The sequence below is a fragment of the Phycisphaerae bacterium genome (assembly GCA_017999985.1).
Classification (GTDB): Bacteria; Planctomycetota; Phycisphaerae; order UBA1845; family Fen-1342; genus JAGNKU01.
This window is the reverse complement of record JAGNKU010000009.1, coordinates 1-17,404: the sequence shown is the minus strand read 5'-3', so window position 1 is coordinate 17,404 and position 17,404 is coordinate 1. Positions and strand designations below refer to the sequence as shown.

The 17,404-nt window shown below is 62.7% G+C and carries 8 protein-coding genes and 1 pseudogene; 7 read left to right on the top strand and 2 right to left on the bottom strand.

Annotated features, from left to right (window positions below; translation table 11 throughout):
• Positions 1-311 precede the first annotated feature (311 nt).
• Entirely contained in the window at positions 312-6,347 is a 6,036-nt protein-coding gene (locus tag KA383_12960; protein MBP7747030.1) for an RHS repeat-associated core domain-containing protein, read from the top strand.
• A 611-nt stretch (positions 6,348-6,958) separates the two neighbouring features.
• A pseudogene (locus tag KA383_12955) lies at positions 6,959-8,110 on the top strand (transposase).
• Positions 8,111-8,804: 694 nt separating this feature from the next.
• Here the strand turns inward: KA383_12955 and KA383_12950 are convergent.
• Both KA383_12950 and KA383_12945 read right to left on the bottom strand, forming a co-directional pair.
• On the bottom strand, positions 8,805-9,773 hold the full coding sequence (locus KA383_12950) for a hypothetical protein (GenBank protein MBP7747029.1): 969 nt from the start codon (positions 9,771-9,773) through the stop codon (positions 8,805-8,807).
• 91 nt (positions 9,774-9,864) lie between these two features.
• Positions 9,865-10,248: a tyrosine-type recombinase/integrase gene (locus tag KA383_12945; protein ID MBP7747028.1), complete on the bottom strand. Its 384-nt coding sequence runs from the start codon at positions 10,246-10,248 to the stop codon at positions 9,865-9,867.
• Positions 10,249-10,629: 381 nt separating this feature from the next.
• On the opposite strand from KA383_12945, the gene KA383_12940 reads away from it, so the two are divergent.
• The 5 genes from KA383_12940 to KA383_12920 all read left to right on the top strand — a co-directional run bounded on the left by KA383_12940 (position 10,630) and on the right by KA383_12920 (position 17,150).
• On the top strand, positions 10,630-12,585 hold the full coding sequence (locus tag KA383_12940) for an AAA family ATPase (protein ID MBP7747027.1): 1,956 nt from the start codon (positions 10,630-10,632) through the stop codon (positions 12,583-12,585).
• Entirely contained in the window at positions 12,569-13,774 is a 1,206-nt protein-coding gene (locus KA383_12935; protein MBP7747026.1) for a HAMP domain-containing histidine kinase, read from the top strand. Before KA383_12940 ends, KA383_12935 begins: the two co-directional genes overlap by 17 nt.
• Complete coding sequence (locus KA383_12930; protein MBP7747025.1) at positions 13,771-14,415, top strand: response regulator; 645 nt, start codon at positions 13,771-13,773, stop codon at positions 14,413-14,415. The genes KA383_12935 and KA383_12930 overlap by 4 nt, the downstream gene beginning before the upstream one ends.
• Before the next feature lie 306 nt (positions 14,416-14,721).
• On the top strand, positions 14,722-16,176 hold the full coding sequence (locus tag KA383_12925) for a tyrosine-type recombinase/integrase (protein ID MBP7747024.1): 1,455 nt from the start codon (positions 14,722-14,724) through the stop codon (positions 16,174-16,176).
• Positions 16,177-16,229: 53 nt separating this feature from the next.
• On the top strand, positions 16,230-17,150 hold the full coding sequence (locus KA383_12920) for a hypothetical protein (GenBank protein MBP7747023.1): 921 nt from the start codon (positions 16,230-16,232) through the stop codon (positions 17,148-17,150).
• Positions 17,151-17,404: the final 254 nt, after the last annotated feature.

The window sequence follows — 17,404 nt, the reverse complement described above, 5'->3', positions numbered from 1 at the left end:
CGGAGATCACTGTCTGCGTCGGCACGCGCATCCACGTGTACGCATACAGTAAAGACTACGATAGTGGATACGACGAGTATGGCCAATCTCCCTGTGACCTTCCGGGGGGCAGTGTATGTTATGCCACATATCCCGACACGCCAAGTTGCCCCGGTTGCTGTTGCGTAGGGTATTTGTGGGACAAGGTACTTCCGGGTTGGAGCAATTCCGGTACGGCGGGGGTTCCCATTCCGGTTGGACCTGGGGAGCCATTTGACTGCAACCACCGCTACAAGGCTGTCCAGGCCGACGCCTCGTTCGATGTGATCTACATGGCGAGCGATTATGCATGGTATGCCGGCGGCGACGACGACGATGTCACGATCACGCTAACCGTATATGTAGTGTGTCCGGAGGGCAAGGTACGACTCGACGATGACAAGATCTGTCCCGGCGAGAGCACGTATGCGCGCTATTATCCGGCGAGCGACTCCAACGATGCAGATGCGGGCTGCAACTGCCGTCAGAAATGGGATCTCATCTGGGAGGCGTGGAATGCGGCTGGCACGCAACGACTTGATCCGATTTACGTGCAGTTCGATCAGTTTGATCAGTACGGCGAGAGTCCCTGCCATCGGCGCGTCACGGCCCAAGGGGGCTACTCGGGCGAGGTGGAAATACGGGTGTATGTCGGTAATTGTCCGCCCGACTCAGCTCGACTGACGGTCGGTTGTAGCGGGGGCAATTGCGGTGCCGGCACGGTTGGTGCGAACGTAGACAGCATGGCAGTGCGGTTCAATCTGGGGCCATGTGACGAGGAACGCTCCAGCGGTGCAATCTGGCTGCGGGCGGACGAGCCCAGCGCGGGCTTGTCGAGCGCGCAGGCCCTGGAGTATTTTGTCGAGGAACGGCGCGCAACGGATCCAAACGTCAAGAACCAAATCCGCGTCGTCTTGCGGCCGGAAGGCGATGACCAGGAAGGCGCGCTATATCAAGTTGCCACACCGCGCTCCGTCGCGGTGGTTATAGATGACGAGACTCCCGATGACGTGTGTTACGTATGGTTCTATGCGCGCAGCGACATGCGATGGAGTACGGCAAATCAGGAGTACGAGCCGATTAACAATGCGGCCCCGTTTGTAACGTGGAGTATTCGCGAGTACCAGAACGGTGGAACCACATGGGTGACGGTCGCGAAATACGAGGGTCAGGACGTTCTCGCCTCTTACATATATACAGCTACCGATGGCACGCGTGACTGGAGCCTGCAGACAGGTGACGGCACCACTGCGCTGCAGTCGGAGAGCGTGGCCTGGACCCAAAACGGCCTGTACGAGTGCACGCGGGTGGCGCAGCAGTACTTGGCCGGCGCGTGGCACGAGGTCTCGCACATCGTCACGCGGCACGAGACGCAGGATGGGCCGTGGGTCGAGCAGATCGTCGATCCGACTGGGGCCAACTTGGTGACGACGCGCGCGTATTACGACGAGTCGGAGCCCGTGTGTCCGGGTTGCCTGCAATGGCAGGAGAATCCGGATGGTTCCTGGGTGTGGTACGTCTACGATTACGAACAGACCGATCCGAATGATGTGTGCACCATCGAGTGGACGGTGGAGGAAATCAGCGGATTCAAGGACACGGAGCGGCCGTCTACGCAGCCGAGCCTGCTCGCCGCGGGTTATCAGGGGACGCAGCGCATTTATGACGCGCGGTACCGCATCAAGTCGGTCAAACGCTTCGTTGACGGAGTGCAAGTCGGACAGTCGCTTTATACCAACGCCTACACACAGTCGATTCCGGGCGACTTGTGCAGCGGCAACATCTTGTCCGTGACTGAGTACCGATACGCCACTTCCGGTCAATGGCTCTTTACGACGACGATCTACGATGGGAGTGCTGAGGAGAAGATCGTCCTCGTTCAGCAGGCTGACCGGCACAAGGAGTACCACTCGGACAACGGGAGCGAGGTCGAGGTACGGTATGAAGGGGAGACCGGTCCGGTTGTGGATGCTACGACAAGACAGACTACGCATCGTGACGCGTCGCGGCGGCCGGACTGGTTCAAACGCGAGGCCTATACCGCCAGTGGGTATCAGGTCATCGAATGGCTGAAGTGGGATTACGACACGCAGGGCCGTCGGACGTTCGAGTACCGGGTCGATCCGGCAAACGAAAGCCAGGTAATCACTCAGACGCAAACCGAGTACATCAACTGCTGTTACGATCGGAGAGTTACGGATGCCGAGGGGATCGAGACGACCTATCTCCACGACGTCCTGGGGCGGCCAACGTCCGTGACTCGGGACGGCCTGGACAACGCATCCGGTGGGCCAGAATACGACCAGGTAACGGGATATACGTACGGCTTCGTTGCCGGTGTTGGTCCCAGCGTTCGAACGACGCACACGGGCACTGTGTCCGGCGTGGCGAGCGAGAAGCGTTATGACTTGGCGGGTCGGCTTGTGTGGGAAGCGACAGTACTGGACAGCATCAACTGGCAACCCGCACTCGTCACGAGCCACGCGGAAACCATCCTCGCGAACGGACATCGACAGGTGACGGTTACACGACCGGATGGCAGCACCGAGATCACCGAGTACTACCGCGACGGGCAGATCGCCAGCGTGACCGGTACCGGCGTCGTGACGAAGGCGTACGATTACGGCGTCGATCCGAACGATGCCACGCCGTGGACACAGGTCACAGAGGGGCCGACGGGTGGTCAGCGCGTCACCCGGACGACAGTGGACTGGCTGGGCCGGACGGTCGCCGAGACCCGGCCGGCGTGGCCGTCTGGGGAGTTGACGACCGCGTACGCGTACTACCCGGTCAATGTCTTTGGCGCCGGGCAGCTCAAGAAGACCTGGACCGAGGATCCCAATGGAGCGAAGGTGCGTGCACCAGAGCTTCACGAATACAATGCGCTCGGCAACTTGGTGCGCTCGGGCCTCGACCTCGACGAGAACGACGCACTTGTGCTGACCGGTTCGAACGACCGGTACACCGAAACCACCGTGACCTACTCAAACACGAGTGGCTTGCACCGCATCACGACGACCCAGATTGCGACCGAGGCGGGTTTGGTAACAACGGGCACAACGCAGGAGCGTTTGACCAGCTTCCCCGCGGACACGATCCGGGACGTGCTGTCGTACGACGTGCATGGCAACGCAACGCACCGGCTTACGACCGTGACTCCTGCCACGCGAACGGTCACCGAGACGATTGACCATCCGGATAGCACAACTGACGAACTACGGATCACGATCAACGGGCTGTTGATGGAGCAGCAGTCCAAGACTGGTGTGCAGCAAACGTACACGTACGATCCGAGCACTCGGGAGGCCAAAGTGATCCGCCCCGGCGTCGCTCCCTACGAGAATACGCTTATTCGGACGCACTATGACAGCGTGGGCCAGATTGACTGGACCGAGGATGCGCTCGGCAGCCATACGACCTACGAGTACTACGGGAATGGCGTGGCGGGTGCCGGGAAGGTGAGCACGATCGCGACGCCGACCGATGATCCGAATGACGCGACGTACGTTCACACCTACTACGAGTATGATCCGACCACGCCGGGCCAGCCGGTGCTGCACGTCTGGGGTGATGTTCCACAGCCTGCCGCGTACAGCTATGATGCGTTCGGTCGCCTGGAGACGCTCACAACCTTCCGCAGCGGGACCGGGTTCGAGAACAGCTCGTGGCCGTCGCCGACGGGCGGTGATGTGACGACGTGGGTGATTGACCAGCCCACAGGCTTGCTCCTGCAGAAGCGTGACGATGCTCAACAGCAAGTAGCTTACTCCTATACCGTTGACGGCCGGGTGAAAACGCGCACATGGGCGCGCTTGACGACATCAAGCTACATGTATTACGGCGAAAACGGCGAGCCGAAGACCGGCGAGTTGAAGCAGATCACGTACGATGACGGCACGCCGAGCGTGCAGTTCACCTACAATCGTTCCGGCACCCCGGCCACGATTGTCGATGCCGCGGGAACCCACACGTTTGATTACAACTCGGCCCTGCAATTCGCGTCGGAAACCATCGACGGCACGCTCTATCTTGACCCGCTTACGATCACGCAGCAGTACCAGTCCAGTGGCGCTGTGCTGGGACGGTACGCGGGTGTGTCCGTCACGCAGGATGCAACCTCGATTTATTCAGCGGGTTACACCTACGACCCGCTCGGGCGTCTGTCCCGCGTGACGGGGCCGGGGTTGCCGACGGCGGGTTCGACCAGCCAGCTACACGGCGCGGTCTATCGATACCGCGCCGGCACGGATATCGTGGAGCGCATCGATATCCAGGCGGCAATAGTCACCGATCCGAATAACCCCGACATCTACCACGCTGAGAAGCGCGTGGCGCGCCTCTATCCGCACGAAACGCAGCGTGACCTCGTGGACTACGTCCAGAACATCTGGTACCCGGACAACGACCCGAATGACATCTCGAAGTACGACTACGTGAACGGCGACGTTGCCCTGCGGCGCGGTGTCAGCTACAGCGGCGTGGCGTTCGGGTCCCCGGCGACGCCGATTGCGCAGTCCTTCGACTACAACAACCGCAACGAGTTGACCACCTCCGTCCGTAGTGGCACGACCTGGGGATACCTCTACGACCCGATCGGCAACCGCACGTGGTCCCGGACGTGGGACGATCCCAACGATCCGAACGGCAGTTACGTGACCAACGAACTGAATCAGTACACGCAGACTCGGGTGCGCTCCACGCCCCAGCAGTTCTACACGTACGAGTACGATGACGACGGCAACCTGTTGCGCAGGTGGTTGGCCGCCGACATGAACTGCGACGGAGTGGTGGGATTCAGTGACAACAACGCCTTCGTGTTGGCCCTCAGCAACCCCACGGCTTGGTACGCTACGTATCCGGGCTGCAATATCCTCAACGGCGACATCAACGGGGATGGCGTAACCAGCATGGCGGACATCAACCCGTTCGTGGCACTGATGAGCGCCGGGAACGTTGGTGTAACCCAAACGTACACCTGGGACGGCGAGAACCGCCTGACGTGCGTGGAGCCGACGCCGGGCACGACCATCGCCGAGGGTGCCCAACGGCTCTCGTTCCGCTATGATTATTTGGGTCGGCGACTTTGGAAGCAGGTCGAGGCCTACCAGAGCGGGAATTGGGTCGTGACCGACACGCGGAAGTTCATCTGGGACAGCTGGCGGATGCTGGCCGAGCTGCGGGTCATTGGCGAGCAGGACGTCCGTGAGTGGACGTACACATGGGGCCTGGACCTCGCTGGTCAAGCCGGGCAGGTCAACAGCCTTGAAGGAGCCGGTACGATCGGTGGCTTGCTGGCGGCGCACTATTTGCCGGGCTCTGCAGGCAATGACGACCTGTCGTTGGCCGTATGCTACGATGGCAACGGCAACGTCACGCAGCTCGTGAACTGGAAGCATCCGGCTATTGACGTAGCCGGCGCGCTGATCGCGAAGTACGAATACGATCCCTACGGCAACATCACGGCGGCCACCGGCGACTACGCCGCGGCGAACCCGTTCCGCTTCAGCACCAAGTACTGGGACGACGAAACCGGGCTGGGATACTGGGGCTACCGCTACTACAACCCGGCGCTGGGGCGGTGGATCAGCAGGGATCCAGTTGCTGAGTTGGGATTCGCAGTGACGCGCGCGCTGCAGCGAACGCAGAATCCGCACCTGTCGGTCACGGAATACGGAGATGAGGGCAATCTATTCTCTTACATTGATGATGAGCCGATGGGCCACTATGACCCCCTTGGACTCAGCAAGGGTGGCAAGTGTAACATTACACCGTCATTCGTGACAGGACGGGAGACTGTAGAAGAATTGGAGTCGCTCGCAAAGGCTGCACGAGCCGAGGGGAAGATCAAGAAAGCAAAGTCAATCGAAGGCTACGTCAAGGTGCTCAAGCGATATGCACACAAGGGCCGGACCATGGGGCGCAAGTCCGCAATCTCGGTCGAGGGCCTATGTTGTATGGCGCTAACAGAAATCCTGTTTCTTGAGGTCGATCTCGGCTTGACTAATATCCTAAATGACGCATATGCGGCAGATTTGATCGCATACAATGGGGGCATCCAGCTTGCAGAGCAATCTGGTTGGCAGTACGCCATTCGGGTCGAGAGTCAGATAGGATTCACATGTTGTGGAAAGCCGTTTAGTGATGATAGATGCCGTGTGACGTTCAGGCGTAAGATTGCATCCATGTACGGCCGGCTCTATGTGACAGGATTCAATGAGAACGTCGTTGGTAATTTCCCTGGGCAGCTCGAAGAGGCCGCGGCAAGGTATGTCGAATGCAACACGAAATCATGCCAAAGCGGAGCAACGGCAAGCGGAGCAACGCCTTGACCAGTACCGCATCCGGTACTTGAGACAGAGTGTCAAGGGGAACGTCAAACTAGCTTCTCGTATCCACGCAACTGCGCTACGGATTGGGCGTAGACTGGTGCGTGAATATCCCAGGTCGGTCAAGCTGTGGCTAGCGCTCGGCGACCTCTATGTGTCAACGGCTTCATCGGCGCGATGTTATTCGGCGGCACTCCGAATTGACCACCGGAACGCCGAAGCTGCATTTGAGCTCGCGAAGATCGAGTACTACGAGCGCCACGATATAGGGCGGTGCGAGCAGTTTGTTGACATGTTTGTCCGTGCGCTGCCTGTCGAGCTGCGGACGCAGGGCTTTGAATTGGCAGCCCAAGTGTATGGTCAACTGGGGCGTTTCAGAGATGCGGCGCGTATGAGGTCTCGATTACGAAACTGGAAGAAGAGAGAACCAAGGCGCACGGTTTCGGAGCTGGACGGTGATTGGGATACGCCCGATTCGTTGCAGAGTGCTCGACGAAGGGGCAAGAGCCGATAGCTTCTTTAACAGTCCGCCGCAGAAGTCGCCTTGACAGCGGAAACTAGATATGCTAGACGGCCGGCCGTCTTGGAAGGCGAAGGTCACGGAGGACGCGGACATGGCGATGGGTCGGCGAGAAGCGGAGCGGCAGACGGATTTCTGGGTGCCCACCACGGACCTGCCCCAGTCGTCGGGGCATCCCTTCTACGAGCAGCTCAATCAGGTTTTGGTCACGGCCGGCTTCGACCGGTTTTGTGAGGAGGACTGCCGGAAGTTCTACGCCGCGAAGCTGGGGCGGCCATCGGTGCCGCCGGGGGTGTACTTCCGCATGCTCATGGTGGGGTACTTCGAGAAGCTGCCCAGCGAGCGGCAGATCGCCTGGCGTTGTGCGGATTCGCTGTCGCTGCGAGCCTTTCTGGGCTTGGCCGCGAAGGGGAGTTCGCCGGACGACAGCTCGCTGAATCGCACGCGGCTGCGGATCGACCTGGAAACGCATCAGGCGGTGTTCGACTGGGTGCTCAAGCGGTTGGCCGAGCACGAACTGCTGAGGGGCCACACGCTGGGTGTGGACGGCTCGACCCTGGAAGCCAACACGGCCATGCGTTCGATCGTGCGGCGGGAGACGGGGCAGAGCTATCGGGAGTTTCTGACTGACCTGGCGAAGGCTTCGGGGATCGAGACGCCAACGGCGGAGGACTTGGCGAAGTTCGACCGCCAGCGCAAGGGCAAGAAGTGCAGCAATGACGATTGGTTTAACCCCCATGATCCGGACGCGAAGGTTGCGAAGATGAAGGACGGAACCACGCATCTGGCGCACGAGAACGAGCACGCGGTGGACCTGGAGACGGGGGCCGTCGTGGCGCCGGCGGTGCATCCGGCCGACGAAGGCGACACGACGACGATGTGGGGCACGCTGGAGCAGGCGTGCAACTCGCTGCAGGAAGTGCGCGAGGATGAGACGGTCGCAGCGGATACTTCCAGTCTACATGTAAAGGAAGTGGTTGTTGACAAGGGCTACCACAGCGCCCAGACGCTGGTGAACCTGGAAGGGGTTGAGTTGCGCGGCTACGTCAGCGAGCCGGACCGCGGGCGGCAGAAGTGGACGGCGAAGCAGGCCGAGCAGCAGGCGTTCAAGCAGGCGGAGCAGACCGCGGTGTACCACAATCGGCGGCGCCGGAAAGGCAACCGTTCTAAACGTCTCCACCGCAAGCGCGGTGAACTGGTGGAGCGGAGTTTCGAGCACGTGTTAGACGACGGCGGGATGCGGCGGGTGTATCTGCGGGGCCGAGAGAATATTGCCAATCGCTACCTGATCCACACGGCGGCGTTCAATCTGGGCCTCATCATGCGGAAGCTGACCGGGTTTGGGACGCCGCGGGGCTGGGCGGATGCCCGCAGGGCCGCCGCGCGGCGTTTGTCCGCCCTGTGGAACGGCTTAGTCGCGCGATTGCGGCGTTGGGCGGGTGTTCTGGCGGCGAGATGTCGCCCAATGTTCGTAGATCACGTTGGCCGCGCGGCCGCGTGAAATCCGGCCGAAATCGACTTCCGCGGCGGACTGTTAAGCGTGGGCTGCTCCAAACTGCTCAATGAATTGGCTTTCCCGCGGAAATCGTTGGCCAGATCGTGATCATCCGGGAAACCGCCTCTTCGATTCTGAGCGTCAGCGTGGGCACTATGTCTCCGTGGTGATCGCAGGCAGCGATGGTCCATGAGCCGCACGTCCAGGCCGAACAGACCATGTGCGTTGAACGAATCGCACTGCCGTCCGCCCACGGGCCTCGTGACGAACACAATTGGGCTCGTGTCAGCTACCTGCCGTTTCGGAGAGCGCATTCCGCCCCGACAATCAGTTGCTGGCGCTCGCGGTTCTGCTGCGGACAGCGCGTGAATAGACCGATTTCTCCCGACGCGTATCCGACGCTGACTTCGGTCCGCCGAACTTGCTTGGACCCGCACGATTGCACCTATCGCCGGCGGAACATAAGGGCCGACGCGAACAGCGCTGCCGCGGCCACTCCCGGTTCCGGCACCGGCGTCGTGAAGCTCACGAACGTCGGCAAATATGGGTGAGCACGAAAGCCGTCAAACGACTGCAGGGACGTATCAGAATTGATCACCCACCCCAGCGCAGATCCGGCTACCAGAGAGCCATCAGCCGCAACGTCAATGTCCGTGAGACCGCCAGCCAAGCCCGTCGCGAGCGTGTTCGTCACGTAGCCGAAGTAGTCGAACTCATAGATGTTCCCGTCCCCCGACGCGCCGAAAATCCGCCCGTCCGCGTCGACCGCGATTCCCCGGCACGCGGCCCCGAGAAAGAAGCCTCGCTCCGTGGCCATCGTCAGTGGATCTAGCACGTACAGGAAGCGTTCATTGGGCAGGAGCGCATAGAGCTTGCCGTCAAACCCGATGTTGAGGTCGATCCAGTCCAGGTAGTCCAAGTAGCGAGACGCCGTGCCGTTGGCGGTGTCAAACCGAACGATGCCCCGCGCCACGTCAGCCGGCTCTCCGTACGTTGCGGTGTCCGTGACGTAGACGTAGTTATGCCATGCGGCGATACCGCCGTAACTCGTCAGATTCGACGTACTCCACCCTTCGTGTGTGAGGTGAGACCATACCCCTGTCGCTGGAGCCCAACGGGTCATGTACGGGTCGGTAGTCCCGTTGTAGATCGCAACTGCTCCGCCGGGTGTTACGACCATGTCGCGCAGCACTTCCGTCGTCGGCCGCGGTGGGACTGGGTAAGGTACGTTCACCGATTGCACAACGCTGCCCGCAGTCGTGAATTCCGACAGTGTGCTGTAGCCTGCCGCGCTGATGGAGACGAGCAGGTTGCCCGGTGTGAGCGTGGCCGCCTGCACAGCAGGCGGCAGGCAGCAAGCCATTAGCAACCCTACGGCGATCCCGATGTCTGCGCGCCATGTCCGATAAACCATCCTGCCGCTCCTAACCCCCTTTAGCGCCCTGTCAGCGCGCGAGCGCAGCGCCCGCCTCTAGCATATTGTACGCCCCACAGATTCGTCTAGGTCAAGGGCGATCGTCCGCAGAGCCAAACAAGTGACCATCTGCCCCGTCATCGTCCAACAGGTACGCGTAGACATTCGTGACGCTCAGGCTGGAGTGCCCAAGCGCCTGCTGGACGGCCACCGGTGACACGCCCCGCGCCAGCGCAAACGAAGCGAACGTGTGCCGGCCGTGATGGATCGTCAACCCCGCCGTCCGCTCGGGACTCAGCACCCGGCACGCGACCTTGAAGCGGGCCCGTGCGTTCTGCCGATCCAGCGGCTTGCCGGCCGAGCGCGGTGACTGCGAGCAGACGAACGGATTGGCTGGAGCGGCACCCTGCCCGATCCGCTGATCTCGCCATGCCGTCAGATCGTCCAGCGTGCCCTGATCCCACCAGAGCGGCACCCGCCGGGCCTTCCGTCGCTTGGAGATCGCTGCCCGTGGCCGACTGCGAGACCTCCTCTGCTCCGAACATGCTGCACCTAAAGCACTTCCGGACTTGCTGCAGCGCGTGTGCTGCCTCGGTGCGGTGAGAATCCGGAGCGTGGCCGGCGCGATTTCTTCGACATGTGCTTGACAGATGACGTATCGAACATTACCCTAACATAAGATCGGCCATGGGCGTGGCCGATGCCAGCCAACAGGCTGCCCGGCGCGGCCAAGGAATTGCTCCCCAAGGATGGGGTCGCCGGGCGCTTTTCGGCGTGTACGCAGTCGATTCTGGGCAAACGAACGCGGCCTCACCGCGGCGGGGAGTCCCTGCGCACATCATCAGGGAGAACGGATATGGAACAGTTCGTTGTCGCGGCCGGCGCGTCGCATCCCCCAACACAACCTCACATGGGTCACCGCCTGCGCAGTCTGCGGGTCATCGGCGGCTTCCTTGACGGCGCCACGCTCGAATTCGCCGACGGCCTCAATTGCCTGATCGGCGCGCGTGGTTCGGGCAAGACCACCATACTCGAGCTGATCCGGTTCACGCTGGACGCGCTGCCGGCTGCGGACGTGGACCCTGCTGGGTGGCGCCGCATCGAAGCGCTGCTGGCCCAGAACCTCGGCGGCGGGCGCGTCGAGCTGACCATCACCACCAAGGAGGGGCTGACGTACGTCATCACGCGCGCCGTCGGCGAAGAGCCGATCGTGCTGGACGCTGATCGCCAGCCGACGGCGGTCTCCATCCGGTCGGGCCGGCTGTTCGCCGCCGACCTCTACAGCCAGAACGAGATCGAACGTATCGCCGACCACGCGCCGGCACAGCTCGCGTTGCTCGATCGTTTTGAGGCCGAAGCGTTGGCGACCGTCGCCAGCGAGCTCCGCACCGTGCAGCACGCGCTGCATGCCAACGCCGGCCAGATCGCCCCATTGGAGGCGCAGATCGCGAGCCTGACCGAGGAACTGTCTGGCCTCCCAGCCCTCGAAGAGCAGCTGCGCGGACTCGCCTTGGCGGCGGCGGCGCCCGGCTCCGACGACGGCGGCGCCATCAACCAGGCCCATGCCGAGAAGGCGCTGCGTGACCGTGAGCAACGGGCGGTCGACGGCCTGCGCCGCTATCTGCGCGAGTTCGACGGACAGGTGGCCAGCCTGAATGGTCAGATCGGGGCCCGCGCCGCTCTGCTATTCAGCGCGGAGGTCGGCGGCGGGCCGAACGCCGAGGCGGTCGCAGCAGTCAAACGTATCGCGCTCGAATGCGGGGCTCAGATCGACGTGGCGCTGACCGCGGCGCGGCAGGCGCTGGCCAACACGCAGGCGGAGCTGACGCAGGCCGCGCAGCACTTCCAGGTGCGGCACAACGAGCAGGAGCTGGCATTCCGGGCACTGATCGAGCAGCGCGAGACGGCGCAGGCCCAGGCGACGGAGCGCAGCCGGCTCGAACGGCAGCGCAACCACTTGCTCGCGCAGCAGGCCGTCCAGGCCGAACTGGGTACGCAGCTCGCAGCGCTGCGCGAGCAGCGCCAGGCCCTGTTGCAGCAACTGGCCACGCTGCGCGACCGGCGGTTCGCCATCCGGCGGCGCGTGGCGGAGACAATCACGACTCAGCTCGCAGGTCGCATTCGGGTCGGAGTGCGTCAGTCCGGCGATGTACAGCAGTACGCGGATCTGCTGGCCGCCGCGTTGCGGAGCGCCCACGTGCGGACCAATACCGTCGTCCCCAAGCTCGTGCAGGCCTTCTGGCCCGATCGGCTGGCGGCGGCTGTGCGGGCGGGCGATCCGCGGCCGCTGGTCGACGAGGCCGAGCTGAGTTCTGACCAGGCCCGCAAGGTGCTCGATGCCCTCGGCGGGAGCGAGACACTGTTCCAGCTCGAGTGCGTCGATCTTGGGGACACGCCGACGATCGAGCTCAACGACAACGGCGAGTACAAGCCGTCACTGGCGCTCTCGACCGGCCAGAAGTGCACCGCGGTGCTGCCGATTCTACTGCTCGACAGCGCCAACCCACTGCTGATCGACCAGCCGGAGGACAACCTCGACAACCGGTTCATCTTCGAGCACGTCGTCGGGAGCCTCTGCGCGGCCAAGGCCAGTCGCCAGCTGGTGTTTGTGACGCATAACCCGAACATTCCGGTGCTCGGGGATGCGGAGCGCGTCTTCGTGCTCGACTCCGACGGCACGCGCGCCTTCGTGGCTCGTGCCGGCGGCGTCGACGATTGCCGGCACGAGATCCTGACGCTGCTCGAGGGCGGCGCCGAGGCGTTCGCGCAGCGTCAACTGCGCTACGGGTGCATGCATGGAAACGCAGCCTGATCAGATCGACGTCGCAGACGTGGTCGCGCGCCTGCGGGCCGACCGAAACGCCGCGAGTCGGGACGAACGCCTCGCGCTCGCCCGGGGTCTCGCGGAGCACCCCGCGGCGTACTTCCAGACGCTGGAAGCGGCGGCGCTGCTGAGTGTACTGGCGGACGATCCGCTGCCGCAGGTGCGCCAGGCGGTCGCGTGGGCGCTCGAGCATCTGCCGGAGCCGCTCTTCGCGACGCTCCACGAGAAACTCGAGCACGATCACAATGCGTTCGTGCTCAACGCGGTGGAGCGCGCCGTCGCCCGGCGCGCGCGTGCTGTGCGCGCGGCGCAGCGCACCCGTTTCGGGGTCGACCAGGTGGCTGCCCACCTGCAGCGGATCGAGAAGCGGCACGGCGCGCCCGCCGCGCGCGACGCATCCCGTCTGTGCGAGCGTTACACGCAGTTGCTGGTGGCTTCGATGGTCCACGACCTGCGCAGCGTGCTCACACACCTGAAGGCCAACACGCTGGCGCTGCTGGCCGAGACCTCGCCGCCTGCGGGGGCGCGCCGGGCACGGCTGCCCGCGCGGGTGCGCGATGACCTCGAGTTCCTGGAGCGCACCGTGCTCGATATGGAGCAGTTCACCGAGCCGCTCGACGCCGGCCGCCGGCCTGAGCGGCTCGTGGACCTGCTGCGCGCCGCCCAGGAGATCGCGGTCGCGAGTGTGCGCGCCAATGGCGAAGTCGATCCCAGCACGATCGCGGCCGACCTCGACATCCCTGAGCACATCACAGTCGTCGTCGCACGTCACCAAGTGGTGACGGCCCTGGCGAACATCCTCAAGAACGCCTTCGAGGCCTTCGCCGGCGGCTGGCCGCGCCGGACGCAGGCCGTGGCAGGGGATGCCGGCGACGCCGGCGCGATCACCGACGAGGTCGGCCGGATCGAGATCACCGCGCGCCGGGTCGGCGATCATGCAGACCTCTGCATTCGCGACAACGGTATGGGTTTTGCGCAGGAAGAAGCCGACACCCTGCATCTGTTCACGCCCGGCCGGCGCAACAAGACCAAGCGGAACAGCACGGGCTACGGCCTGCCGAACGCGGCCCGCAAGATCGTGTCGCAAGGCGGCAGCATTCACTTTGACAGTCAGGAGGGTCGGGGCACGGTCGTGACGGTGCGGCTGCCGACGCCGTCCAAGGGGAGAGAAGCATGAAGTCCTATCGCGCGCTCATCGTTGAAGATGATGAACGGGTCATGCCTTCGGTTGAGGACGTCTTGTTCTCGCTCGGACATGAGCACGAGTGGGTGACCAATCAGGCCGACGCCCAGGAGCGGTTCGCGGCAACGCCGTTCGATTACGTGCTGCTCGACCTGCAGATCCCGGCCAAGGGCGGTCGCGGCGGCGCCAGTACTGATTGCGGCGTGAACCTGCTGCGCTGGATGCGGCAGCAGCGGAATGGCGGCTGCCCCCCCGTGATCATCATGACGGGGCAGACCGGTGCGTGCGTCGATCTGACGCGCGAGCTGACCGAGAACGGCGCCCGCGAGTTCATCGCCAAGCCGTTCCCCGACCGAGGACGCACGCTGGCGAGCGTCGTGCGGCGCGTCATCCAGGCGCCCGACGAAGGCGACGGCGGTTCGGAATGGTTGACCGTCAAGCAGTGTGCTTTGCTGCTGCTCGATGACGTCTCGGGGCTGGACCTGAAGAAGGCGACCGCCCGTGTCTCGTGGGCCGCAGGCGCCGGGAAGTTGACGACCAACGGGAAGAAGGGCCCTGGCCGTCGCATCGAGCGACACAGCTTTAGCACGTGGCGGCTTGAACAGCGCGAGCGGGATCTCGACGTCGCGGATTGACGGCCGGGGCGCCGTCCTTAGCGCGGTGTCGCCGCGCTAACGGCCGAAAACCGTCACAAACCGCGCTAATGGTCGCATGACTTGCAATCCGTAAACCGCGTTGGTAACGTTGTTTACGAGTCCTAGGCCGGACAGAAAGCGGCATGGCATGCAAGAGGTCGTGAGTTCGAATCTCATCGGCTCCATTTACGTAAGTCCTTGCAAATAAAGCATCTCGCAAGTCGGTTGCCAAAAACTCTGCCAAAAACTATCATGCTCCAGCAGCCCTGAGACGGGCTCCGTGAGCGTTTCTGGCAGGGTTTGAACATGGGGCGAGCGAAGGTAGGCCGCAGGGCCGACCATTACGTCACGTCGTGGGGCGAGCCCATCGTCGGACTGCATCGGCGCGGCGACGGACGTTGGTATCCAATCGCCAAGCCGAACCACGTCTACACCGAGCCCGATGAGCGACTCGCGATCCACAAGTTTCGGCTCTGGGAGGCGGAGCAGAAGAAGGGTGGCCCACTCTCGTCCGACGAGGCCATGCAGCTCAACCTCCGCAAGTTGGAGGCGTGGCAGCGATGGGTTGAGACGCATCCCGAAGCTGCCGAACAGATCCACACCGACATCGAGGCCGCTGTCGTGGGGGAGCGGCTCCGCATCATCGAGCTGATCAAGACCAATCCGAAGCAGGCCGCCGCCGAACTCGACTACGAGCCGCTTGAGCGTCTCCTGTTCATTGAGCGGCCGAAGCCGTCCATCACGCTGGCCGACATCGGGAAGCTCTACGACGCCGCCAAGAAGGACGAGATCGAGCCCGTCGATCTGACCAAGTTCAACAAGTACTGGGACGAATTCGCGGCGTTTGTGAAGGTCCGCACCGTCGATCTGCTCGATTTCGACCTGTTCGACGCGTACGCAAAGAAGGTCAAGGCCGACCAGTTGAAGCCGTCGAAGAAGACTGGGAAGCCCAGGAAGAACACGTTTACGCGTGCCCGTTTCCTCACGGTCAAGACTTACATCAACTTCGCGTACGAATCACGGAAGATCGACGCCCAGTTGTGGAACCGCCTGCGGCAAGATTGGAAGCAGCCGCTCAAGGCACCACCCGCCCCACGCGGAGCACCGAAGACGCTCACGCCCGAGGAGTTTCAAGCGATCTTCAACAAGGCCGAAACGGATTTGGACCGCTGCCTTCTGCTCATCGGACTAAACGCCGCATTGACGCCCATCGATATCAAGCGCGTGCTTTGGGATCACGTTGATGATCACCACTTGGTCTTCACGCGTGTAAAGAAAGACGTTCACGACAAGCAGGGCACTCTGCGCGTGGCCTATCTCTGGGACAGGACCGTTCGGGCATTGAAGAAGCTGAGGGAAGGATCGGACAGCCCGCACATCTTCGTATCGCGGGAAGGAAACCCGCTGTCGATCAGCGCGTCGAACGACCACTTCGTCGCCCTTCGGGACGCGGCGGGGGTAACGCGACCACTGACGTTCAAGCACTTGAAGAAGTCGGCCGCGACAGTCGCAAGCAAGAACGGGACGGTGACTCAGTATCGCGTGCTGCTCGGCCACAGCATCAGCGCCGAGGACGAGGCCTACATTTTGTCCAACCCCGACTACGTCAAGGAGCCGTGCCACGCCATCGAGCGGCACTACTTCGGCAGCGAGCAACCGACGCAACCACCGCGACGAAGCCCAAGCCCGAAAATGAAAGGCAGTTGCGGCTATCGCGTGCGTGGCGGACGGCTCAGGTGCGAGCGGTCGAGGGCACCGTGATCAGCAGACGGCTGCCGCTGGCGCTGTTTGGTCCTTGGAGCAGGAGCTAAGCCGTGGCCCCGCCGTACGAGTGGGATATAGAAATCGACGAGCAGGGCGGACTTCTCGGGCTTCGTTTCTCGGTGCGACATGGTGAAACGGTGTTCGCCGTCCTGGACGAGCAGCCGTTTCTCAGGCAGCCTCATGAACACGGCGGCCCCAATTTCGAGGACGAAGCTCGGGAGTTGCTAAGTCGGCCCAATACCCGCCACCGCTTCACGTTCGATTCAATCACCTACGACGAGTCTCCTCCCGAGGCGGACGGCAAGATCCTCCTCGGCTGGGACTCATTCGGGACCGAGGTTTATGGTGCCGACAACGTGGCCGAGGCCGTGGCCGACGGTCGCGTCGCCGTGCCAGCCGATCTGCATGGCGAGCCCATCTACGATGCAGGCGGATTTCTTGTGGTCGCTGCGGACGGCAGGGTCGGTTTTGAAATCCCCGCTGAGTGTTTGGGCAGCCTGGCTCAGTCGCTCTTGGAGGACTTTCGCCCCGCACAACTGCGAATTCTGCGAGTGCTGTCGCTGATCTCCCCCGAATCGTGGGCCAAGCTCTCGCAGCGTTTGGACGAGTTCGTCGGCGACCTGCCGCCGATTCGCACGGCAGGAGTCGTTTCGCCTGCCTCGCTAAAGCCGACGAGGAAGAAGCTGATTCTGAAATACGACGAGATCGCGGAGCTACTCCGCTCGGACAACGCCCGCATCTCCTATCAGCAGGTCTACTTATCGTTCTACTGGAAGGAGCAGACGGCCAAGAAGTACTTGGCGGCGGCGCAGATGGCCCCTCCTGGACGGTGGCGGGGACGGACGTTCACGAGTAAGGAACTCCGCGAGCGGTTCGTGCCTTGGTTGCGGCAGAATCTCCGCGACGACCAAAGGGTAGTGGACTTCATCAACGTGCTGATCGCCGCTGGGATTGTGCGTGAAGGTGCGTAAGTTGGATCAGCCCCTCGCTAATCGAGGCTGCGTCGTGGGCTGCCAAAAATACTGCCAAAAATTGACTGAAGTGGTAGATAATAACGGCCATAGATCTATAAAAAACGGCATGTTTCAAAATGACAAGGAGTTCGAATCTCATCGGCTCCATTCGTAAGCGATAGAAAGGCCCGGACTTGCAGGCGTTGCAGGCCCGGGCGGCAACCTGATCGCACGTCGCACGATGGGCCAAGTCGCTCCCGGGAGACGGAGCC

Coding starts and splice junctions, on each gene's coding strand:
- KA383_12960 (MBP7747030.1), top strand. CDS start 312: ATGGCGAGCGATTATGCATGGTATGCCGGCGGCGACGACGACGATGTC.
- KA383_12950 (MBP7747029.1), bottom strand. CDS start 9,773: ATGGTTTATCGGACATGGCGCGCAGACATCGGGATCGCCGTAGGGTTG.
- KA383_12940 (MBP7747027.1), top strand. CDS start 10,630: ATGGAACAGTTCGTTGTCGCGGCCGGCGCGTCGCATCCCCCAACACAA.
- KA383_12935 (MBP7747026.1), top strand. CDS start 12,569: ATGGAAACGCAGCCTGATCAGATCGACGTCGCAGACGTGGTCGCGCGC.
- KA383_12930 (MBP7747025.1), top strand. CDS start 13,771: ATGAAGTCCTATCGCGCGCTCATCGTTGAAGATGATGAACGGGTCATG.
- KA383_12925 (MBP7747024.1), top strand. CDS start 14,722: ATGGGGCGAGCGAAGGTAGGCCGCAGGGCCGACCATTACGTCACGTCG.